The sequence below is a fragment of the Mycobacterium colombiense genome, from assembly GCF_001953985.1.
Classification (GTDB): Bacteria; Actinomycetota; Actinomycetes; order Mycobacteriales; family Mycobacteriaceae; genus Mycobacterium; species Mycobacterium colombiense_B.
Window position 1 is genome coordinate 41,055 of the sequence record NZ_MBEI01000069.1, and the last position, 20,751, is coordinate 61,805.

A 20,751-nucleotide genomic window follows, 5' to 3' on the forward strand; every position below is an offset into this window, starting at 1 on the left:
CGGCTTCGTGACCACGGGCGCACCCGCACTCCCCCGTGAGCTCACGGATATCTCCGAGGCTGTCCGCACCGTTCCGCCTCCGCCGATACCGGAACTACTGTCGCCGAGCAAGATTCGCGTCGCGGACCCCGACGGAGCAGATGCGGAAATGGTGGCAGAGTGGATGAACCGGCCACATCTGGCCGCCACCTGGGAGTACGACTGGCCGGTGGCCCGCTGGCGCAACCACTTGCGCGCCCAGGTCGACGGCGCCTACTCGCGGCCGCTCATCCTCAGCATCAACGGTGTCGATCGCGCCTATATGGAGATCTACCGGGCTGCCAAGGATTCCATCGCCCGCCGCTATGACAGCCACCCGTACGATCTGGGACTGCACGGGGCCATCGCGGACGAGGAGCTGGTGAACCGCGGCCTGGGTCCCCTGATACTCCGCAAAGTCATCGTCAGCATTCTGGCCATTGAGCCTGCGTGCCAACGGATTATGTTCGACCCGGACCATCGCAACACGACGGTACGGCGGATCTGCGACTTTCTGCGTTGCGAGTTCTTCGGCGAACACGACATGCCGAATCGCAGGATGGCGCTTTACGCGCTGGAGCGGGCGGCGCTCTCATAGGCGTGCGTTCGGCACCTCGGGAAAGGCCGCCAACGCGTGGTGAATTGACCGGTGTGCCCGCGTCAGTACCCTTATGTGCAGCTCAGGAGGGTTGGGAATGCGCATCGACGTGGAACGCCTGTATCCGACGCGCCTGCGCGCCGGACCGTCCGCGGTGACATGCATATCGCTAGCTAGCCATCGACGGTGTCATGGGACTTCCCTATATAGATGAGAGGGCGCTGGTCGCCGAAGCCGGCGGCGACCCCTGGGCGATCAATGCGAGCCTGCAGGCTGGCAGCCCATTGCAGATCTCGAATTTGGCCGGTGCCTTTCATCGCGCGGGTCGATGCACTGCCAAGGCCGACAACGCTTTTCAGCAAGCCCGCACCCGCTTCGAAGCCGCCTGGAATCACCAAGACGGCGGCCACCCGATCAACGACTCCGCAGAGGTGCAGCGGGTCGTGAAATCCCTTGGAGCGCAGTCGTTGCAGCTGCCCAAGATCGGTGCCGACCTGGAAAACATCGCCGCAGCATTGGCGGACGCACAAAGGGCAGGAGCGGCGCGGATCGCCGCGTTGGAAGCGCAGTTGAAGAGTATCTCGGATTTGGTGGTGCAGGCCGTCAATCTGTTGAACAACGACAAAAGCCTCACCGCCGCGGACAAGGACGCATTGCATGCGTTCATCAACACATGCGAAGACGACGCCCTCCGCGACACCAAGGCGGCGCTCGCCGCGTTGCAGACGATTCGCAACGACTACTCCGACGGCCTGCAGAAATCGCTGAATAGCCTTCATGCCGAAGGCTATGACGGCGCCCCGCTCCATGGCGCCGACGCTGACGGCGTCGCCCCGCCGTCTCCCGCCCAGCAGGCAGCATTGGCAGAGATCCGCCAAGTCACCAAACAGGCGGTGGCGGACCAACTGGCCAAGGTACGCGCCGCGCGGGACGCTCTGAATAAGGCCGCGGCCGACGCGTACACCCACGGCCCAGGGTCGCCGGAAGCCGAGGCCGCCAATACCAGGCTGCCCAAGCTCAAGGACGATCTTGCGAAGGCTCTCGACGACCTGCGCAAGATGCCCGACTACACCGGCATCGATCCCACGTCGGTGAGCATCACCCCCGACGGGCATTTCATGTTCACCTACAACGACAAGGGACAGCCGGTACAGGTCATCGGCCAGCTCAAGAACGGAACGGGCGAGTTCTTCGACCAGGCCACCGGCACCTACTACAGCTTCAACGGCGGCAAGTTGACCGGCATGCGCACACCGGATCCCGGGCGAGTGGAAGCCACCCCCGAACCGCTATGGACCGCCATCACCCTGGCGGTCGGGGGGCCGGGGCTGAAGGCCGGCGGGGAGGCGCTTTTGCAAGGCGCGAAGGCGCTATTCGGTCGAGAAGCGTTTGAGGGCCTGACGTCCGAAAGTCTGACGGCCAGTGGCATGACCGGGCCAGAGTTGCGTGCCGCGCTGGCCGGGGCGGATCCCCCTCCGCACGGCGCACCAGGGATTGGAGGTGAACCCGTCCCCGGCACGCATCCTCTTGAGCCGCCTCCGGTCGAGCACGCTCCGCCAGCCGGGCACACGCCGCCGGCCGCCGTACCCGGCGAGCACGCGCCAGCGGCGCCTCACGTACCGGCGCTGGATGCGCCGCCGCCGATTGCGATCGATCCAGCGCATCCGGAGTTCCACCTCGACAACCCACTCAACTACATGCCGCCCGAGTTGCGAGCGCTATCCGAACAGCATCTGACCGGCAGCGGCGAAACCGTCCTCGGACCGTTTAGACACCCGTCCGGGGGCCCCTCCTACATCGACTTCGCTCAACAGCGCGGTGCCAGCTACTTCGATATCGGGGATGCATGGAATTCGGCTACACCTATCCAGCGACTCGCAGCCAACCAGCATCTGCTCGATCTGACTATTATGAACCGCGACAAAGTGACTCTGTCGGTGCCGTTTTACCGAGTAGCCCCAGACACATATACGGGAGCCGAGCTCCGATACTTGGAAGCGCATGGGTATCGACGAGTCGGAGAGAATACGCTGGTACCGCCACCCGAAGGAGCACGATAGCAGTGAAAACCCTTCTCGAATTCTTCCTACGGAATTTCGATTTCCTGTACTTGGACCCCAACTATCGCATTACCGACTCGACGACGTCAGGAAACCCGTCAATCAACGCTTCTCTCAGTCTAGTTGGGCCGGTTATCAGTTGGGACCTTTCCAATGACCGTGGTCAGGTTCGTTTTAGTGCTGCACCCACCAAATTGTCAACGGAGCCAGATAACTGGTTCCGGATACCGCTTATCCGCCAGTACCTGGATGGCTTCGATGAGATGAACTCCCCATCCCCAGAGGAAACAGCAGCCTGGATCCGCGCAAATTTGGGGCGCCTGGAACAACTCTTTAGCGATGCTGAAGCTGACCGGTCGTGTCAGGAACTCCTCGACCTCGCCAAGTCGCTTGCAATCAAATACTTCGGTGCTCCCGAGAGTGAGTAGCTGAGCTTGGCACGCCGATCCGTTTTCGGGTCCGATTTTCGATCGTTGGGGCGGGGTTACCGCTAAATGCGATCCCTCGACCGCTGACTCCATCTACGAGCGCACCCACCGCGTGATCTCCGGAGTGACCGCGTCGGTGATGTCGTCGAATTCGGGATGCTTCTTGAGCACCGTGCCGATCATCGAGCACACCGGAACGATGCGCTTGCCCTCATCCCGCGCCTCGTTGAGCGCCTGCTCGACAAGGATTGTCGCCAGCCCGCGTCCGCCATAAGCCGGATCGATTTCGGTGTGGTAGAAGACGCGCTGATCGCCGCGGTCGGCGAAATCGGCCAGTCCCACCGTCTTACCCTCGACGGAGATCGTGTACTTGCCGTCCTCGAGGTTGACGGTGGCTTCGGCGCCGGTCTTATCGGTTGTCATCTGTGCTTCCCCTTCTTTGCGGTGTCGGTCTGGGCCGCAGCCTGGTGGTCGGCAGCGGTGGAGCGGGCAGCCGGGCGAGCGCTCCCCGGTATCCCTGGACGGCGCCGAATCGGTCGTCGGCGTCCTCCCACAGTTGTCGGTAGTTGACGATGTCCTCGTGGCTTCGCCCGACGAAGTTCCACCACATCACCAACTCTTCCGTGAACGGCGTGCCGCCCAGCAGCAGCACTCGCGCGGGGCCCTCCCCCGCATTCTGTATCTGCAGCCGGGCCCGGCCAGGGCTTCGGTATGCCAACTCGGCGATTGCCAGTGCCGTTCCGTCCACGCGTACGGTCCCGGAATCGCACAGCACCCCGTGCTCGAAGGCCGGGTCCACGTCGATGTCCAGGGCGGCCCCGGCGTCGAGGTCGATCTGGGCACCCAGCAACGGTGTAGCCGTCGGCACCGGCGATCGGCCGACAGCCAGCTCGCCAAGAAAGACCCGCGCGGTTGCGCCCGGCAGTGCCAGGGGCGCGGGCGTGTAATGGGCGAAGTCGCGTCCGGTGTCGCGGTCGGACCCAGGCAGCGCGACCCAGAGCTGGACACCATGTAACAGCGCGCCGGAATCGAGTGAGACTTCCGAATGGCAGATACCCGCCCCCGCGGTCATCAGGTTCAGCTCGCCGGGCCGAACAACCGCGTGTACGCCGGCGCTGTCGCGGTGCTCCACTTCCCCACTGAACAACCAGCTGACGGTTTGTAGTCCCGAATGGGGGTGCGGCGGGACGTCCATTCTCGCGTCGACCGGACCGTAGTGGTCGATGAAACACCACGCCCCGACGAGCGAGCGTTGTCGTTGCGGCAGGGTGCGTTGCACCCGGATCGCCCTGGGGCCGCCCAACGGAACCTCTCGCGGCTGCAGCACTTCTACGCCCGACGAGGCATCCAGGTGTCGCGAAGCGGCGCAGGCGACTTCGGCCGGCGCGGCTTCAAGATTGCTCATCGTCCACCCTCCGTCGCGGGGTCCTCGCGCGAGCGTCGTCCTCCGCGACCGTACCCGCCACGCCTACTTACGTGGGGGCCGCAGCACCTTCATGGCCAGTCGCATGACGGGCTCGGGCACGCGATCCTTCATCGACAGGGCGCTGTCGGCTGCGCGCGAGCGCAGCGGGGTGCCCCGCCCGAACACCCGGTTCAGCGCTCCGCCGGACGGTTCGAGCACCACATGCAGCGGCGGGGTATCGACGGCGGCACCCAGCGCGTTGGAGATGACCATCCGCTGAATCTCGCTGGTTCCTTCAAAGATGGTGTACAGCTTGGCATCCCGATACCACTTCTCCACCGGATGATCGGTGATGTAGCCCCAGCCGCCCATGGTCTGGATCGCGCGTTCGGTGGCCTTGACCGCGACTTCGCTGGCGGCCATCTTCGACATCGAACCCTCGCCCCGCTCGAAGGGAACGTTGTTGGCCGCCATCCACGACGCACGCCAGGTGAGCAGCCGAGCGGCGTCGATCTGGGTGGCCAACTCCGCCAGCGGGAACGCGATGCCCTGGTTGTCGATGATGGGGCCGCCGAAGGCCTCTCGCTCGGTGGCGTACGTGGTGGCGTACTCGAGGGCCGCGCGCGCGATGCCGATGGCCTGGGCGGCGACCATGGGCCGGGTCTGCTCGAAGGTGCCCAACGTTGCCGAACCGGACCGCTTTCCGCCCGCCACGACTTCCCTGGCCTTCGCGAGCTTGTGTTCGAGCTTCTCTTCTCCCCCAAGAAGATTGGCGCCCGGAACGCGCACTCCCTCGAAGAGCAACTCGGCGGTGTGCGATGCCCGGCAGCCCAGTTTGTCCAGCTTTCGCACCATCTTCAGTCCGGGCGTGCCGCCCGGCACCACGAACAGTGCCTGACCGCGATGGCCGAGCTCCTCGTCGACCACCGCGTTGACCACGTGCACGTTGGCGATGCCGCCATTGCCGATCCACATCTTGTGGCCGTCGATGATCCAGTCGTCACCGTCGCGGCGCGCATGGGTGCGCAGGTTACGCACATCGCTGCCGCCCTCGGGCTCGGAGATGGCCAGGGCGGCCAGTTTGAGATCTCCTGGTGTGCCGAAACATTCGGGCGCCCACTCCAGCATCTGCTCCGGGGACGCGGCCTGGCCGATGGCGGAGAGCGCCAGCGCCGGCATGACGATCGCCAAGCCGATGCCCGCGCAGCCCCAGAACAGCTCCTCCATAAACATCGGCAGGGAGATGCCGGTCGGGTCGCCGATCAGATCGCGGTAGAACAGCGGGCTGTAGAAACCTTGTTGGGCCGCCTCCTCGAGCACGGCCCAGGGAAATTCCTGTCGCTGGTCGTAGTCGAGGGCGACTGGGCGTATTACGGATTCGGCGAACTCGTGCGTGCGCCGGGCAAGGTCGTGTTGTGCTGCCGTCGGGGTCAGGTCGAACGTCATGGGTGCGCCTTTAGGTCGACAGACTGGTCCTGCCGACCCCGACTACCCCGTTGACCGGCTCAGCAAACTGCCGTCCCGACTTTCGGCGAAATGTCAGGCAGCCGAACGGGGTTTGACTTGCGCCAGCGGCAGGTGCAGCACGACTGCGGCCACCGGCACGGCTTCGTGTTCGTGGCGTGCCAGCAGCGCCGCGTTCTCGGGCAGCTGCCGTGCGTTGATCTCGCCGGAGGCGATGCGCTGGAGGACGTCGTGTGCGTGAGCGAGTTGGTCGCGCTTGCGGTATTGGCCGCCCGGCAGCTTCACCCCGGCCCAGACGCCGTACTCCTCGCGGTGCGCGATGGCGTGGGCGGCGCAGCGGCGCTGTTGTGCCAGTGGGCAGCGGCGTAGGCACTGGATCCGCGCCTCGGTGGCCGACCGCTCGTATGCGCGCGCCTTCGCGGCGCCGTCACCACCGTCGTCGTCGGGGTAGCCGAACCATAGTTCCGGGTTGGCTGCGCAGGGGTGTCCCATGTCGGTCTCCTTGGTCGAACAAAACGTAGATGGAAGCGTATACAGAACCTGCGGCGCAGCGCAAGAGAAACGAGACAAAAACGTATATACCGATAGTAGGGACGCTGGCTGTGTAATATCCGGCCCATGGCCGGAGCGTGCGGTGACCCGTGAATCGGCCGGTGCGGCTATCCGCGCGTTGCGTGAATCGCGTGATTGGTCACTAGCCGACCTCGCCGCCGCGACCGGGGTCAGCATCATGGGACTGAGCTTTCTCGAGCGTGGGGCCCGCAAGCCGCACAAAAGCACAGTTCAGAAGATCGAAAACGGCCTTGGCCTGCCGCCGGGCACCTACTCGCGACTGTTGGTGGCCGCCGATCCGGACGCCGAGCTGGGGCGTCTGATGGCCGCGCAGCCGCCGGCCCCCATGCCCACGCGGCGCAGCGGACCGGTGGTGGTCGACCGTCACAGCGACACAGAAGTGCTGGAAGGCTATGCCGAAGCGCAGCTCGATGCCCTCAAATCCGTCATCGATCGATTGCCTGCGACAACATCAAACGAATATGAGACGTATATTCTGTCTGTGATCGCGCAGTGCGTGAAGGCAGAGATGCTCGCCGCCAGCTCCTGGCGGGTGGCCGTGAACGCCGGCGCCGACTCGACCGGTCGCCTGATGGAACATCTGCAAGCCCTGGAGGCGACGCGTGCTGCGCTGTTGGAGCGGATGCCCACCAGCTTGAGCGCCCGTTTCGACCGCGCGTGCGCGCAGTCGTCGTTGCCGGAGACCATCATCGCGGCACTGGTCGGTGTCGACGTCGACGAGATGTGGGACATCCGCAACCGGGGGGTGATCGCGCCGGGTGCTCTCCCCCGCGTCCGCGCCTTCACCGACGCGGTCGAGTCCGGCCAAAACGAGGCAAGCCAAGCCGACGACGAGGGGGCACCGTGAGTCGAACCGAAGTCGAGGCATTGAGCCGCGCCCATCAACTCTTCGCCGGCAGCACGCATCCGCCGTCCCTGGACGCGGGCACCGCGCACTACCGCAACGTGTTGCAGCAAGCCGCCCGGCTGGGCGACAAGATGGCGCACGGCGGATACCAACTCGCGGTGGACCACACCCGGCAACGCCTCACCGCGGCGGCCGGCACCGACGCCGCGGCCACTGGCGTCATCGCCGGCGCGCACCGCGATCGGGCGCAGGCCCGCGATCTGACCCGAAGCGTGCTGGACGCGGCCCGCGCGGATACCGATAGGCCGGCGACGCCACTGGCCCAGCGGGAGGCGATGCGGCGCCGCGCGACTCGCCTGCGGGCCCAACGGGCGCACGTCTTGTCGGCGCGGTTGCGTGCGCGACGGCGCTACGCGGAACTGCTCGCCTTGCGGTACCGGCTCCGGCACGACCGCCGGCTCGGGATCGCGGGACTGCCGAGCGACCGCGCCGCACTCGCGGTACGCGCCGCCTTGTCTCGCTTGGGCCGACCGTACGTCTGGGGCGCAACCGGACCCGACCGGTTCGACTGTTCCGGGCTGGTGCAGTGGAGCTACGCGCAGGCCGGTATCCACCTGGATCGCACCACCTATGAGCAGATCAACGACGGCTACCCGGTGGCCCGATCCCAGGTGCGACCCGGAGATCTGGTGTTTCCCCACGCCGGCCATGTGCAGCTGGCCATCGGGAACAACCTGGTTGTGGAAGCGCCCTATTCGGGCGCCTCGGTGCGAATAAGCCGACTGGGCAACAACGTTGCGATCCGCCGACCGATATGACAAGCCAAGACCGCCCGGCGATGCGGGCACGACGAATAGGGGTGAGCCGATGCCGGAACAGCAACCGGGGCCCTCGTTAGAGGCCGTTGAGGCGCGGCGGTCGGCGCTGGCGAGTCAGCACGGCACCGCGTCGGAAGCCGATCGGATGCTGACCGAGGTGCTGACCAGCGCCCACGAGGCCGCCCGCGAGAGCGTCAGGCGACTGGACGCGATCGCGGAGCAGATCGACCACGCGACCGTGAACCAGGCGGACCTCGCGCTCGATACCCCCTTGGGGGCGCGCGAGTTTCAGAGATTCCTGATGGCCAAGCAACGCGAGATCGCCTCGGTCGTGACCGAAGCACGCGAATTCGGCCAGGCGAAAAGGGCTGTGTTGCAGAGCCTTCGGGCCCAGTACGCCCCCGACAGCGGCTAGCCGGAACTAGTCCACACCGTGCATTGCAGTGAATTGTCGGCAGCTACACCCCTGAGTACTGTCGCCGAACATGGAGGGGCCGCGTCACATCCCGCAGCAGCGTTCGAGCAGGCTGCGGCGCCGCCTGCCTGGCTGATGTCGGCATATGACGACCTGCTTGCCGCGGTCAAACACGTCCGAGATCGCACCGGTGATCCGAACGCATGGCAGACGGGATTGGCGCCCGCCGAAGTGACCGCCGTGATCACCCCGACCACTCGCCCCGAACAGGTTGAGGCGATCCTGCTGAAGGTCCGCCAGCAGCACGCCGGCGTCTTCGGCGCCGCAACGGCGGCCAATCCGCCCGCGCCGCCGTCCGCGGAAACCTCGGCACCGGCGGATCGCGAGACGGGCGCTGCGGCCGATGCCATCGCGAATGCCGAAGCCGCTCTCGCGCAACAGAACTCGGCGAGCTCCCAGCTGGACATGCAGGTGGTCTCGGCGATCCTGAACGCGCACCTGCGTGCGGTCGACGGCAGAGAAGCCCTGACCAGGTTGCAACACGAAACCGAAGTCGCGGTACAGACCAGGTCAGACCTGGACACCCCGGCGGGGGCGCGTGACTTCCAGCGGTTTCTCATCGGCAAGCTCCGAGACATCCGCGAGGTCGTCCTGAACGCCAGCCTGGACGACACGTCGAAGTCAGCGCTGATGGCCGCCTGGACGTCGCTGTACGACGCCTCCAAAGGCGAACCGAACGCCCCAGGCGAACAGCGGCGGGCCACAGTGCCGGTCGGTGACACATCCGCGGGCGCCGCGACCGACGATCTCGACGCCGAATGGGATCCGCTGCTGGACTCCTTGTTGGCCGACGACGACGGACTGTCCGGCGATGCCGCGGGGCCGGGTCCGGGCGCCGGCGCGGCGATGCCAGCGGTAGCGCAGCCGTCGATGACGCCCACCATGCCCAACTTCGGTGGTGGCTCCCTCCCGGGGCTCGGCTCCATGCCGTCGACGGCCGGTTGGGAGCCCGGCGGACTTCCGCTCTCTGGACTAGAAGGTGACGACAGGGCCGATCCGGCTCTTCAGGACCTGGCCGACGAGGAGCTGCAGAATGACGAGGACCCGGCCGCACGCGACGCCTCGGACGAGGCGGCCGACGGAAGCGACGCCCAGCGGGGCACGTCGTCCGATGAGCCGGCGGCCGGTCCGACGCCGGTGACCTTGCCCGACGGGGAAACGGTGACCGCCGCCAGCCCACAGTTGGCGGCCGCGATCACGGCCGCCGTCGGCGGAACCCCGATAGCGGAAGCCTTTCAACAGCAGGGAATGACCATCCCCCCACCGGGAACCGCGGTGCCCAGCCCCATCGATGCCCTACAGGTAGCGCCCGGCGATATCGGGATGTTCACCGATCGTCACGCACTCGGGCTCGGCTCCGGCAAGGCGCTCCTCGATGGCCAAATTCAACACATCGCCACCGTGAGCGGGCCGACCTTCCTAGGCTGGGAGCATCCGCCGGCGGCGGCCGCGGCAATACCTTCGCCGGCCAAGCCTGACCCACCGACACCTACCCGGCCGGCGACCTCGTCGACCACCTGACAAAAATGAATCCGCCGGCACAACCGGCGGTCGTCAACAGGAGATAGCGGATGGCAGATTCGATTCATGTAGTGCCTGCGCACCTACGTCAGGCTGCCGCGCATCACCAGGACACCTCGGAGTACTTGCGTACCGTTCCGTCGTCGCACGCCGCGATCCAAGAGAGCCTCGATTCGCTCGGGCCGATCTTCAGTGAGCTGCGCGACGCGGGCCGTGAGCTGCTGGAACTTCGACGCCAGTGTTATGAGCAGCAAGCTGCTGACCACGCGGATCTGGCCGACAAACTGACCGTCTCGGCGACGATGTGGGAACAGCACGAGCAGGAGGCGGCAGGGAAGTTCGGCGACATCGTCGACCGCGGTCGATGACCGACGCGAATCCCGCTTTCGACACCGTTCACCCGAGTGGACACATCCTCGTCCGCTCTTGCCGCGGCGGCTATATGCACAGCGTCGCGCTGAGCGAAGAGGCGATGGAAACCGATGCCGAGACGCTGGCGCAGGGCATTCTGCTGACCGCCGACGTGTCATGTCTCAAAGCGTTGCTGGAAATTCGCGACGAGATCGTCGCGGCCGGGCACACCCCGTCGGCCGAGGTTCCGACCCCCCGAGATCTCGATGCTGCGATCGAAAAGTTGCTGGCGCACAAACTGCGTCGCCGTAACGGCGTGATTTAACGGGCCGTCAGACGAGCTGCCGCCCTAACGCAACCACGGCTTAGCCACGCTGGGATCGGGGGCGATGCCGGTTGGCGGCTCTACCGGGTTGGGGCCGAACAACTCTCGGGCGCGAGCGAGCAACGTGCGCACCTCGTCGAGTTGCTGCTGCAGTGCAGAATCAGCCATGGCCTTACGCTACCCAGGGCCTCGCGACCGCACAATTCACTGACCGCACAAGTCGCCCGCCGGGTCCCGGTACGCTTAGCCGGTGGCGGTCTTCGGTCGGATGTCGGCGCGCCAGCGCCTCCGGAGAGCTACCCGGGAATCACTGGCGACGCCGGCTTTCAGCTCCCCTATCGACTGCACCCCGTGGGTGACAGGCGGGTTGTGGCCTGCCGAATTGTCGACGGTGACGCCCGAAACCGCCACCCTCGCCGAATATCTCAAGGCCGACCTGGAACGAATTGCTCACGCCGCCAACGACGAACTGAAGCTGCTGAAGCGATCGGGAATGACCGACCCTTCCCGGCAGGCGGCGGAGGCGCGGGTCATCGACGCCGCCCGCGGCCGTGCGGTACGCCGAGTCCAATCGACGATCCGCTATTTGCACGCCGTGCAGAGCGGAGCCCAAGCCCCCGTTGCTCCCCCACCGCGGGACGAGCCGTTCGACCTGGAAAAGACGCAGGTGCTGCCCGCACTCCGCGAGGTGAAGCCCGTCGCCGAAGCCCCCGCGCCGAGTCCGCCCGAGACAACCCCGCGACCGGGCCGAAGGCGCCGTCGTCGAGAGTCGGCGGAAGAGGCCCTTGCCGACACCGGCAACGCCGATGCGTCGCACCTCGACGAGACACAAATCATCCCGGTGGTCAGGGACGAGCCAGTTTCGCCGACGCCGGCGGAGCCTGCGCCCTCGGAGCTGACCGACTCCGGTCGGCACCACGCGGTCGTCGAGCCGGTCGGCGAGGATGAGCCGCGGGGGGCGGCGCCCGCGGACGAGCCGGTGAGCGCCGCCGAGGCGCCGCATCTCGAAGAGACGCAGGTCATCCCGGTGGCCACCCAGTCGGAACCGGTGTTCGAGGCGCCGGCGCAGCGCGCGCCCGAGCCGGCCCCGGATCAGGCCGACTCCGGTCGCCACCACGCGGTCGTCGACGAGCCGGCCGTCGCAAAGCCGGAGCGCGCCCCGCAGGAACCTGCGACGGTCGACGCGACCCCTGCGGAGGCCGACACGACCGCTTTTGCCGCCGCCCGGCAGCGGGCCGAAAAGCCAACGCCGCCAACAGGATTCGACAGTGAGCGGCTGAATCGGCTGCTCGAGTTCGTGGTCCGGCAGGAGCCACGGGTGAATTGGGCGATCGGAGACCGCGCCGACGGCACGACGGTACTGGTCACCGATCTCGCTCATGGATGGATACCGTCCGGCATCACGCTTCCGGCGGGTGTGCGGTTGCTGGAGCCCGAGCGGCGCACCGGCAGGGTGGCCGCGCTGATCGGCGAAACGGCGCGCGTCGTCACTTACACTCCCGGTGATTCGCTGCGCCGCTCGGTCGACTTCGCCGCGACCAGGTCATCGGTGGAGCCGCGCACCCTGCCCGCGATCGACGATTTGGCGAGCGTGCTCAGCGCGGCCACCAGAAGACGTGACGATCTGCCCAAGATCGTGCCCAGGTTGGCAGAAGCCGCCGCCGCGGGAACGGTCATCGTCGACCAGGAGGTCGACGTGCTGCGGGTGCACCTCGATACCGCGCGTTACCAGCTCCTCGTTCAGTACCCGAGCGTCAACCCCGCGCTCCTACTCAAGTGCCTGTTGATGGCCGCCACCGAGGGCATCGCCAGCGGCGACGCGGTCTCCGCGAACTACCACCTCGCCTGGTATCAAAAGCTCGGCGGGTGAACGCGCAGCGGGTCGGCCGCAAACCTACTCGCGTATGAATTGACGCTGGTCGGAGGGGTCGACGATACTGTCATGGTGGCGGGTTCGGGCAGTCGCGCGAATCTCAGCGAGAAGGATCTCGTCGAATCGGTTCTTCGGGAACTGAGCGAGGCGGCCGACAAGTGGGAAGCCCTTGTGGCGCAGGCCGAGGCCGTCACCTACAGCGTCGACCTGGGCGACATTCACGCGGTCGCGAACTCCGACGGCCGGTTACTCAAACTGACTTTGCATCCCGGGGTGATGACCGGGTACGGCCACGGAGAGCTGGCCGAGAGACTGAACCTCGCGATTACCGCGCTGCGCGAGGAGGCCGAGGCCGAGAACCGGGCGAGTTACGGCGGGCCGCTGCACTGACGCGTGCTCCCCACCCGCTCATCGACCGGGACCGGGTGGCCCCGCGAAAGCCTGCGCGATCTGCAACCAGCGCTGGGCGTCGTCGCCCCGGGCGGTGATGTCGAGGGCGCTCAACGGGCGCCGCTGGGTGACCAGGAAGCAGAAATCCTCCGCGGACCCGCTGATCCGCTGCTCGGCGTCGGGTGGCCCCCACGACCAGGTATCGCCGGCGGGCCCGCGCAGCTCAACCAGGAACGGCTCGGCCGGTGGCGCCAGATTGTTGACGGCGAAGGCGAAGTCGCGGGTGCGCACCCCGAGGTGAGCGATCGACCGCAGGCGCTCGGTCGCGGGCCGCGTCACGCCCAGGGCGTCGGCGACATCGAGGCCGTGCGCCCAGGTCTCCATCAGGCGCGCGGTGGCCATCGAGGCCGCACTCATCGGTGGCCCGAACCACGGGAGCTTGCGACCGGACTGCACGGTGAGCAGCGCGTCGTGCAGCCGTCCCCGGGTGACCCGCCAGTCCGCGAGCAACTCGGCCGGCGCCAGCGCCGCCAGCTCTTCGGCGCCCTTGTCGACGAAACCCGCCGGGTCGGCGGCCGCGCCCGTCAATACCTCGGCGAATCCAGCCTCGTCGGTGACCGCGATCAGGGCGACCCGATCCGTCCACAGCAGGTGGCCGATCTGGTGGGCGATGGTCCAGCCGGGTGCCGGTGTGGGGTCGCCCCAGCGGTCGGGCGACAACGGCGCGACCAGTTCGTCGAGCGCGGCGCTTTCGGCACGCAGGTCCGCGACCATGGGCGCGGGGCCGGTCATCGGAGCCCTCGACTGTCGGCTGCGGCCGTCGGACACGTCACGTCTGTACCTTAACGATCGTCCGCTTGCTCGCCGCGGCGCCCGATGATGCTGTGCACGGCCAGACCGATCAGGTAGAGCACCGATCCGAACAGCGCGAACGCGGGTGCGTGCCCGTCGTCGGGAATCAGGGTGCCGGCCACCGTGATCGAGACGATGAACGCGACCCAGAACAGCGCGTCCTGCACGGCGAACACATGCCCGCGAAGGGCGTCGTCGACGTCCATCTGGATCGCGGTGTCGGCGCATAGCTTGACCATCTGCCCGGTGACGCCGAGCAGGAAGCCGCACGCGACCATGACCGGGACAAGCAGCTCGGCGCCGGCGACCTCGATGATCGCCGACGCCGCCAACGCGCCGTTGGCTGTCGCGTAGCGCCCCCAGCGGCGGATCGCGGGCGGCGTCAGGACGTTGGCCAGGAAGGCGCCCAGGCCCGCGGCGCCGAAGAACAGTAAGGCGGTGCCGAATCCCCCGCCCTCGAGGTTGGGCATGTGGTGGACCAGCAACAAGACCAGCAGTGAATTGATGCCGATGACCTTCCGGTGGGCGGCCAAGCCGGACAGAGTGGCGGCGACCGTGGGGCGCTGCGCCACCGTCCGTGCGCCGTGCAGCCAGCCGGTGATCACCGCGTAGATGACCGGCCCGTGAATCGCTTGCCAGGTGTCGTCGGGCCCCAGCACCCGCGCACCGAACCGCAGGGACAACAGCAACGCGATCGACACGGGAACCGCCGTGAGGAACACGATCGCCGAGGCGCCCTTGTCGCTGGACCCGAAGATGAACCGGGGTACCAGCATGAAGTTCGCGCCGAAGAACGCCGCGATGGCCCCGGTGGCGGTCGCAACCGAGTTCATCGTCACCACCTGTTCGCGCGGCACCACGTGCGGCAGCGACGCCGACAGGCCGGACCCGACGAAGCGGGCCAAGCCGTTGGCGAACAAAGCGCCCAGCAACAGCGGCAGATCACCGGCCCGCAGCGCCAGAATGGTGCCGATCGCGGCGAAGAGGATCAGCCGGCCCACGTTGGCGCCGACGAGCACCAGCCGCCGATCCCATCTGTCCATCAGCGCACCGGCGAACGGACCGAGCAGCGAGTACGGCAAGAACAGGACCGTGAAGGCGCGCGCGATGGAGAGAGGATCGGCGGCCCGATCCGGGTTGAACAGCAGCGCGCCGGCCAGCGCCGCCTGAAACAAACCGTCACCGAATTGGCTCGCAATGCGCACCTGCAGCAGCCGCCAGAAGTCCGGCAAGCCGCGCACGGACCGCCAAACTTCGACGGGTGCACTGGACTGCATCCGGGTTGGGATCACCGAAACCGACTTCCACGATTGGGGCTGGCAAAGCTCGCGCGATCAGAGCCGTTCCAATAACAGTACAAATCTCGGTGGCCCGCGCTGTCGATTGCCCTGGGCCACGATGCGCCGGATGCGATGATGGTGGGGTGCCGCCGCCGGAGGATCCAGAGGACTACGTCGCACCTGCCGCGCAACGGGTGCGTGCGGGCACTTTGCTGCTCGCCAACACCGATCTCCTCGAACCGACGTTTCGGCGCAGCGTGATCTACATCGTCGAGCACAACGACGGAGGCACGCTGGGCGTCGTCCTGAACCGCGCCAGCGAAACCGCGGTGTACAACGTGTTGCCCCAGTGGACCAAGCTGTCGGCCAAGCCGAAGACGATGTTCATCGGCGGGCCGGTAAAGCGTGACGCCGCGTTGTGTCTGGCGACGCTGCGGGTCGGCGCCGATCCCCAGGGCGTGCCGGGCCTGCGGCACGTGGACGGCCGGGTGGTCATGGTCGACCTGGATGCCGATCCCGACGTGATCGCGCCGCTGGTCGAAGGGGTGCGGATCTTCGCGGGGTACTCGGGCTGGACTATCGGTCAGCTGGAAGGCGAGATCGAACGCGACGACTGGATCGTGTTGTCCGCCTTGCCATCCGACGTGCTCGTCGGACCGAGGTCGGATCTGTGGGGTCAAGTCCTGCGTCGCCAGCCGCTGCCGCTCTCGCTGCTGGCCACTCACCCCATCGACATCAGCCGGAACTAGGGCCCTCTCCCCCGGCTTCAGTTCACTGGCACGACTGCGTGCAGCCGGCGCAGCTGCCGGCGCAGGCGGGTGCCGCCGCTTCCTGGCGCAGCGCGAAGCGCGCGCTTTGCCACGAGCCCGCGGCCAACGTTCCCAGCGCGCCCACCACACAGACGACGAGCACGACCAGCGCCGTGTCCGGGACGGCGGCCATGGCCACCGCTCCCCCGGCTGCCAACATCACCGCGGCCGCCAACTGGGTCGGCGCCATCGCCCGCAGCGCCAACGCGGTGGCGCCGAAATTCCGGTTGTGGGCAAGCGACCAGGTGCCGAACCCCGCCGAGGCCACCGCCGCACACATGCACAGCACGCCCGCAATCAGCATGGGCTCACAATACGAGCCCGGTTAGCGGCGCGCGCACCCGGCTCTATGGGCGCCGGTGCCGCCGTCGTTTAGTGCTGCAGGAACGAGAAGTTGGGCAGCGGGGGCAGGCCCGGCACCATTGCCAGCAGGCTGGGGGTGCGCTGCGGGTTCGTCACGGGCGCCTGCGCGGGGAGCCCGACCGGGGCCGCGGGTGACGTCTGGGCGAGCGGTACCAGCGGTGCCGCACCGGGCGCCGGGGCGACGGGGGCGACTGGAGCCACAGCCGGTGCCGGGGCGACCGGGGCGATCGGAGCAGCAACGGGTGTTGGGGCGGCAGGCGAGAGGGGAGCCACAGCGGGTGCCGGGGCGGCAGGCGCGACCGGAGCGGCGGCGGGAGGCTGAGCGGGCAACCCGACCGGAGAGGCCGCGGAAGCTTGGGCCGGCGCCGGGGCGGCCGCGCCCGGAGCGCTCACGCGGAATCCGTTGACGATCGCGTCGGTGGCCGGTGCGTCGGCGACGCTCACCGCACGATCGGTGGTCACCGCCAGCGACACGAGGTATTTGTCGTGTCCCGACGTGGCGATGACGTGGCGCCGCGACGTGTTGAGCGTCAAATCACCGTCGCGGTAGGTGCCTTCGACGATCGACGACGGGAAGCCGCCGAAATCGGCCATCGCGGCGTTGGTGGTTTGCCACGCCGGAAGCTTCTGGCTGTCGACGTAGCCGTGGGTGATGGCCTCTTTGGGGTCGAAGGCACCGACCAATTTGTACACCACGACCTGCGCATTCGACGAATAAATGCTGCTGCCGTGCCGGTCGGCGATAACCGCGAACGCGTCGGGCACGTTGGGGTCAGGAACCTGGGTCCAGCGTGCGGGCACCGGCAAGGTGATGTCGAGTGCCTTGAAGTCCTGAGGCTTTTGCGCCTCGAGCTTCACCCCCTTCGACTGCAGGAATTCGCGGATCGTTCCGGACGTCGCGGGAGCCGGAGCCGGAGCCGGGGCCGGCGGGGTGATCGCGGTCGGCGCCGCGGCCCCCGGGGCGGTGGCGGTTGCCGGCGGGGCGATCTGGTTGCCGGCCGGCGGGGCCGCGAGGTACCTGCTCGGCGGTACCAGCTCGGGCCCGAGGTTCTGCGGTGCCGTCGCGGGAACCGCGGGGACGGGCGCCGGCGCTGGGGGCACCGGGTCTGCCGATGCCGTGCCGCCCGCAACAACCGCCAGGCCCATCAGGCCAGCGACCATACCGCCGAGGAGTGCCCGGTGGACGGGGACGATCTCAATCATCTGCGTCGGTCCTTCCAAAGGCGTCAGTACCAGAAGCCGTCGATAGTGGCTGACTGTAACTAGAGGTCAAAGGTGGTGAACAGGCTCGAAACACACCTGGGATGAACCTCTGATCGGCGCGCAACGGAACCGAGACCAACCTGTGGCCGGGAGACCCGCCGTGTCGGCCCTTATACCCTGTTCAGGTGACCGACTCCCCGACCGCTTCGCCGGCAAGCAGTTCCGGCGCCGCTGTGCCCGACTCTGATGCGCCGCCGCATCGCTACACCGCGGCGCTGGCGGGCCGTATCGAGGGTGCGTGGCAGGAGAACTGGGCCAAGCTCGGGACGTTCAACGTGCCCAACCCGGTCGGTTCGCTGGCTCCTCCAGACGGAGCCCCGGTCCCGGACGACAAGTTGTTCGTGCAGGACATGTTTCCCTACCCATCGGGGGAGGGGCTGCATGTCGGCCACCCGCTCGGCTACATCGCGACGGACGTATACGCCCGCTATTTCCGGATGACCGGTCGTAACGTGTTGCACGCGTTGGGCTTTGACGCTTTCGGGCTGCCCGCTGAGCAGTACGCGGTCCAGACCGGCACCCACCCGCGCACCCGGACCGAGGCCAACGTCGTCAATTTCAAGCGCCAGCTGGGACGGCTGGGCCTCGCCCACGACAGCCGGCGCAGTTTCTCCACCACCGACGTCGAGTTCTACAAGTGGACCCAGTGGATCTTCCTGCAGATCTACAACGCCTGGTTCGACACCGCCGCCAACAAGGCCCGCCCCATCGCCGAGCTGATCGCCGAATTCGAGTCCGGTGCGCGGCGCCTCGAGGACGGGCGGGACTGGGCCGGGCTCTCGGCGGGGGAGCGAGCCGATGTGATCGACGGCCACCGGCTGGTCTACCGGGCCGACTCGATGGTGAATTGGTGTCCCGGTCTGGGGACCGTGCTGGCCAACGAAGAGGTGACCGCCGACGGCCGCAGCGACCGCGGCAACTTCCCGGTGTTCCGGAAACGGTTGCGGCAGTGGATGATGCGGATCACCGCCTACTCCGATCGGCTGCTCGACGACCTCGACGTGCTGGACTGGCCCGAACCGGTCAAGACCATGCAGCGCAACTGGATCGGCCGGTCCACCGGCGCCAAAGCGCTGTTCGCGGCGACCGGCGGCGATGGCGAGACGGTCGACATCGAGGTGTTCACCACCCGGCCTGACACGCTCTTCGGTGCCACCTACCTGGTGCTGGCGCCCGAGCACGACCTGGTCGACGAGTTGGTGGCGGCCACCTGGCCGGACGGCACCGACCCGCGCTGGATGTACGGTGCCGCCACGCCGGGTGAGGCCGTCGCCGCCTACCGGCAGGCGATCGGGTCGAAGTCAGACCTCGAGCGCCAGGAGAGCAAAGCCAAGACCGGCGTCTTCCTGGGCGCTTACGCGACCAATCCCACCAACGGCAAACCGGTGCCGATCTTCATCGCCGACTACGTGTTGGCCGGGTACGGCACCGGGGCGATCATGGCGGTCCCCGGCCACGACCAGCGCGACTGGGACTTCGCCCACGAGTTCGGCCTCCCGATCGTGGAAGTCATTGCCGGCGGCGATATTTCGGAGTCCGCCTACGCCGGCGACGGGGTGCTGGTCAACTCCGGCTACCTCGATGGGCTGGACGTGGCCGCCGCCAAGGAAAAGATCACCGCCCGCCTGGAGGCCGAGGGCCGTGGCTGGGCGCGCATCGAATTCAAGTTGCGCGACTGGCTTTTCGCCCGCCAACGGTACTGGGGCGAGCCGTTCCCCATCGTCTACGACGCCGACGGGCGCGCGCACGCGCTCGACGAAGCCGCACTGCCGGTCGAGCTGCCCGACGTCCCGGATTACTCGCCGGTGCTGTTCGACCCGGACGACGCCGACAGCGAGCCGTCGCCGCCGCTGGCCAAGGCGACGGAGTGGGTGCACGTCGAGCTGGACCTCGGCGACGGCCTGAAGCCCTACAGCCGGGACACCAATGTGATGCCCCAGTGGGCCGGTAGCTCGTGGTATGAACTGCGCTACACCGATCCGCATAACTCGGAACGGTTCTGTGACAAGGAGAATGAGGCCTACTGGATGGGTCCGCGGCCGGCCGAGCATGGGCCGCAGGATCCCGGTGGCGTCGACTTGTACGTCGGCGGCGCCGAACACGCGGTGCTGCACCTGCTGTATGCGCGGTTCTGGCACAAGGTCCTCTACGACCTGGGCCACGTGAGCTCTCGGGAGCCCTACCGCCGGCTGGTCAACCAGGGTTACATCCAGGCCTTCGCCTACACCGACGCGCGCGGCTCGTATGTGCCGGCCGAGGAAGTGGTCGAACGGGACGGCGGCTTCGTCTACCCCGGACCCGGGGGAGAGGTGGAAGTCTTCCAGGAGTTCGGGAAAATCGGGAAGAGTCTGAAGAATTCGATCTCACCCGACGAGATCTGCGACGACTACGGCGCCGACACGCTGCGGGTCTACGAGATGTCGATGGGCCCGCTGGAGGCCTCCCGGCCCTGGGCGACCAAAGATGTCATTGGAGCCTACCGCTTCCTGCAGCGCGTATGGCGTTTGGTGGTCGACGAGCAGACCGGTGACACCCGCGTGGTCGACGGACCCGCACAGGACTTGGCAACCGACACGCTTCGGGCGCTGCACCGCACCATCGCCGGGGTCGCGGAAGACTATGCCGCACTGCGCAATAACACCGCCGTGGCCAAGCTGATCGAATACACCAACCATCTCACCAAGGAGCACCGCGACGCGGTACCCCGCGCGGCGGTCGAGCCGCTGGTGCTGATGTTGGCGCCCCTGGCCCCGCATATGGCCGAGGAGTTGTGGCTCCGACTGGGCCACCAGACCCCGTTGGCGCACGGCCCGTTCCCGGTCGCCGACTCCACCTATCTGGTCGACGACACGGTGGAGTACCCGGTGCAGGTGAACGGCAAGGTGCGCGGCCGGGTGGTGGTGGCCGCCGACGCCGACCAGGACACCCTGAAGGCCGCCGCGCTCGCCGACGAAAAGGTTCAGGCGTTTCTGGCCGGCGCCAACCCGCGCAAGGTGATCGTGGTCCCCGGCCGGCTGGTCAACCTCGTCGTGTAGTCC

The 20,751-nt window shown here is 67.4% G+C and carries 21 protein-coding genes and 1 pseudogene; 13 read left to right on the forward strand and 9 right to left on the reverse strand.

What is annotated here, in order from left to right:
- The first annotated feature begins 7 nt into the window (after positions 1 to 7).
- The 3 genes from A5732_RS21875 to A5732_RS21885 all read left to right on the forward strand — a co-directional run bounded on the left by A5732_RS21875 (position 8) and on the right by A5732_RS21885 (position 3,104).
- Positions 8 to 616, forward strand: coding sequence for a GNAT family N-acetyltransferase (locus A5732_RS21875; RefSeq protein WP_076103284.1), 609 nt, complete (start codon positions 8 to 10; stop codon positions 614 to 616).
- A gap of 191 nt (positions 617 to 807) precedes the next feature.
- Complete coding sequence (locus A5732_RS21880) at positions 808 to 2,676, forward strand: hypothetical protein (RefSeq protein ID WP_076103285.1); 1,869 nt, start codon at positions 808 to 810, stop codon at positions 2,674 to 2,676.
- A gap of 2 nt (positions 2,677 to 2,678) precedes the next feature.
- Complete coding sequence (locus A5732_RS21885) at positions 2,679 to 3,104, forward strand: hypothetical protein (RefSeq protein ID WP_076103286.1); 426 nt, start codon at positions 2,679 to 2,681, stop codon at positions 3,102 to 3,104.
- Positions 3,105 to 3,197: 93 nt separating this feature from the next.
- Here A5732_RS21885 and A5732_RS21890 read toward each other — a convergent pair whose 3' ends face one another.
- The 4 genes from A5732_RS21890 to A5732_RS21905 all read right to left on the reverse strand — a co-directional run bounded on the left by A5732_RS21890 (position 3,198) and on the right by A5732_RS21905 (position 6,465).
- Entirely contained in the window at positions 3,198 to 3,527 is a 330-nt protein-coding gene (locus tag A5732_RS21890; RefSeq protein WP_065056501.1) for a GNAT family N-acetyltransferase, read from the reverse strand.
- Positions 3,514 to 4,509, reverse strand: a complete 996-nt coding sequence (locus A5732_RS21895) for a pirin family protein (protein WP_076103287.1) — start codon at positions 4,507 to 4,509, stop codon at positions 3,514 to 3,516. Before A5732_RS21895 ends, A5732_RS21890 begins: the two co-directional genes overlap by 14 nt.
- 63 nt (positions 4,510 to 4,572) lie before the next feature.
- On the reverse strand, positions 4,573 to 5,955 hold the full coding sequence (locus tag A5732_RS21900; RefSeq protein WP_076054564.1) for an acyl-CoA dehydrogenase family protein: 1,383 nt from the start codon (positions 5,953 to 5,955) through the stop codon (positions 4,573 to 4,575).
- A gap of 93 nt (positions 5,956 to 6,048) precedes the next feature.
- Positions 6,049 to 6,465 carry a WhiB family transcriptional regulator gene (locus tag A5732_RS21905; RefSeq protein WP_076103288.1) on the reverse strand — a complete coding sequence of 139 codons (417 nt, stop codon included), beginning with the start codon at positions 6,463 to 6,465 and terminating at the stop codon, positions 6,049 to 6,051.
- Between the two features lie 142 nt (positions 6,466 to 6,607).
- Between A5732_RS21905 and A5732_RS21910 the strand changes: the two genes are divergently transcribed.
- The 6 genes from A5732_RS21910 (at position 6,608) to A5732_RS21935 (ending at position 10,883) form a co-directional block, all read left to right on the forward strand.
- A complete protein-coding gene (locus tag A5732_RS21910; RefSeq protein WP_076103289.1) occupies positions 6,608 to 7,393 on the forward strand; it encodes a helix-turn-helix domain-containing protein in 786 nt (261 codons plus the stop codon).
- Positions 7,390 to 8,211, forward strand: a complete 822-nt coding sequence (locus tag A5732_RS21915; protein WP_076054554.1) for a C40 family peptidase — start codon at positions 7,390 to 7,392, stop codon at positions 8,209 to 8,211. Before A5732_RS21910 ends, A5732_RS21915 begins: the two co-directional genes overlap by 4 nt.
- Before the next feature lie 49 nt (positions 8,212 to 8,260).
- A complete protein-coding gene (locus A5732_RS21920; RefSeq protein ID WP_076054552.1) occupies positions 8,261 to 8,626 on the forward strand; it encodes a DUF4226 domain-containing protein in 366 nt (121 codons plus the stop codon).
- 135 nt (positions 8,627 to 8,761) lie between these two features.
- Complete coding sequence (locus A5732_RS21925) at positions 8,762 to 10,207, forward strand: DUF4226 domain-containing protein (protein ID WP_076103290.1); 1,446 nt, start codon at positions 8,762 to 8,764, stop codon at positions 10,205 to 10,207.
- Between the two features lie 50 nt (positions 10,208 to 10,257).
- Positions 10,258 to 10,575 (forward strand): ESX-1 secretion-associated protein, encoded by a 318-nt coding sequence (locus A5732_RS21930; RefSeq protein ID WP_007771671.1) that lies wholly within the window; start codon positions 10,258 to 10,260, stop codon positions 10,573 to 10,575.
- Entirely contained in the window at positions 10,572 to 10,883 is a 312-nt protein-coding gene (locus tag A5732_RS21935) for a DUF2694 family protein (RefSeq protein ID WP_064883177.1), read from the forward strand. Before A5732_RS21930 ends, A5732_RS21935 begins: the two co-directional genes overlap by 4 nt.
- A gap of 24 nt (positions 10,884 to 10,907) precedes the next feature.
- Here the strand turns inward: A5732_RS21935 and A5732_RS27400 are convergent, their stop codons facing one another.
- Positions 10,908 to 11,051: a hypothetical protein gene (locus A5732_RS27400; protein ID WP_170880091.1), complete on the reverse strand. Its 144-nt coding sequence runs from the start codon at positions 11,049 to 11,051 to the stop codon at positions 10,908 to 10,910.
- A gap of 82 nt (positions 11,052 to 11,133) precedes the next feature.
- On the opposite strand from A5732_RS27400, the gene A5732_RS21940 reads away from it, so the two are divergent.
- Together A5732_RS21940 and A5732_RS21945 are read left to right on the forward strand one after the other, a co-directional pair.
- The gene (locus A5732_RS21940) at positions 11,134 to 12,753 is read left to right on the forward strand and encodes a DUF5631 domain-containing protein (protein ID WP_076103291.1); all 1,620 of its coding nucleotides are present in this window, start codon (positions 11,134 to 11,136) and stop codon (positions 12,751 to 12,753) included.
- 72 nt (positions 12,754 to 12,825) lie between these two features.
- Entirely contained in the window at positions 12,826 to 13,146 is a 321-nt protein-coding gene (locus A5732_RS21945) for a DUF2710 family protein (RefSeq protein ID WP_064953503.1), read from the forward strand.
- An 18-nt stretch (positions 13,147 to 13,164) separates the two neighbouring features.
- On the opposite strand, the gene A5732_RS21950 is transcribed toward A5732_RS21945, so the two are convergent.
- On the reverse strand, positions 13,165 to 13,938 hold the full coding sequence (locus A5732_RS21950; RefSeq protein WP_076054547.1) for a TIGR03084 family metal-binding protein: 774 nt from the start codon (positions 13,936 to 13,938) through the stop codon (positions 13,165 to 13,167).
- A gap of 50 nt (positions 13,939 to 13,988) precedes the next feature.
- A pseudogene (locus A5732_RS21955) lies at positions 13,989 to 15,321 on the reverse strand (MFS transporter).
- Between the two features lie 100 nt (positions 15,322 to 15,421).
- Here A5732_RS21955 and A5732_RS21960 point away from each other — a divergent pair.
- Positions 15,422 to 16,027: a YqgE/AlgH family protein gene (locus tag A5732_RS21960; RefSeq protein ID WP_065029486.1), complete on the forward strand. Its 606-nt coding sequence runs from the start codon at positions 15,422 to 15,424 to the stop codon at positions 16,025 to 16,027.
- A gap of 22 nt (positions 16,028 to 16,049) precedes the next feature.
- Here the strand turns inward: A5732_RS21960 and A5732_RS21965 are convergent, their stop codons facing one another.
- Positions 16,050 to 16,391 carry a hypothetical protein gene (locus A5732_RS21965; RefSeq protein WP_064953507.1) on the reverse strand — a complete coding sequence of 114 codons (342 nt, stop codon included), beginning with the start codon at positions 16,389 to 16,391 and terminating at the stop codon, positions 16,050 to 16,052.
- A gap of 68 nt (positions 16,392 to 16,459) precedes the next feature.
- Entirely contained in the window at positions 16,460 to 17,653 is a 1,194-nt protein-coding gene (locus tag A5732_RS21970) for an LpqN/LpqT family lipoprotein (RefSeq protein WP_076103356.1), read from the reverse strand.
- A gap of 185 nt (positions 17,654 to 17,838) precedes the next feature.
- On the opposite strand from A5732_RS21970, the gene leuS reads away from it, so the two are divergent.
- On the forward strand, positions 17,839 to 20,748 hold the full coding sequence (leuS, locus tag A5732_RS21975; protein ID WP_076054543.1) for a leucine--tRNA ligase: 2,910 nt from the start codon (positions 17,839 to 17,841) through the stop codon (positions 20,746 to 20,748).
- Positions 20,749 to 20,751: the final 3 nt, after the last annotated feature.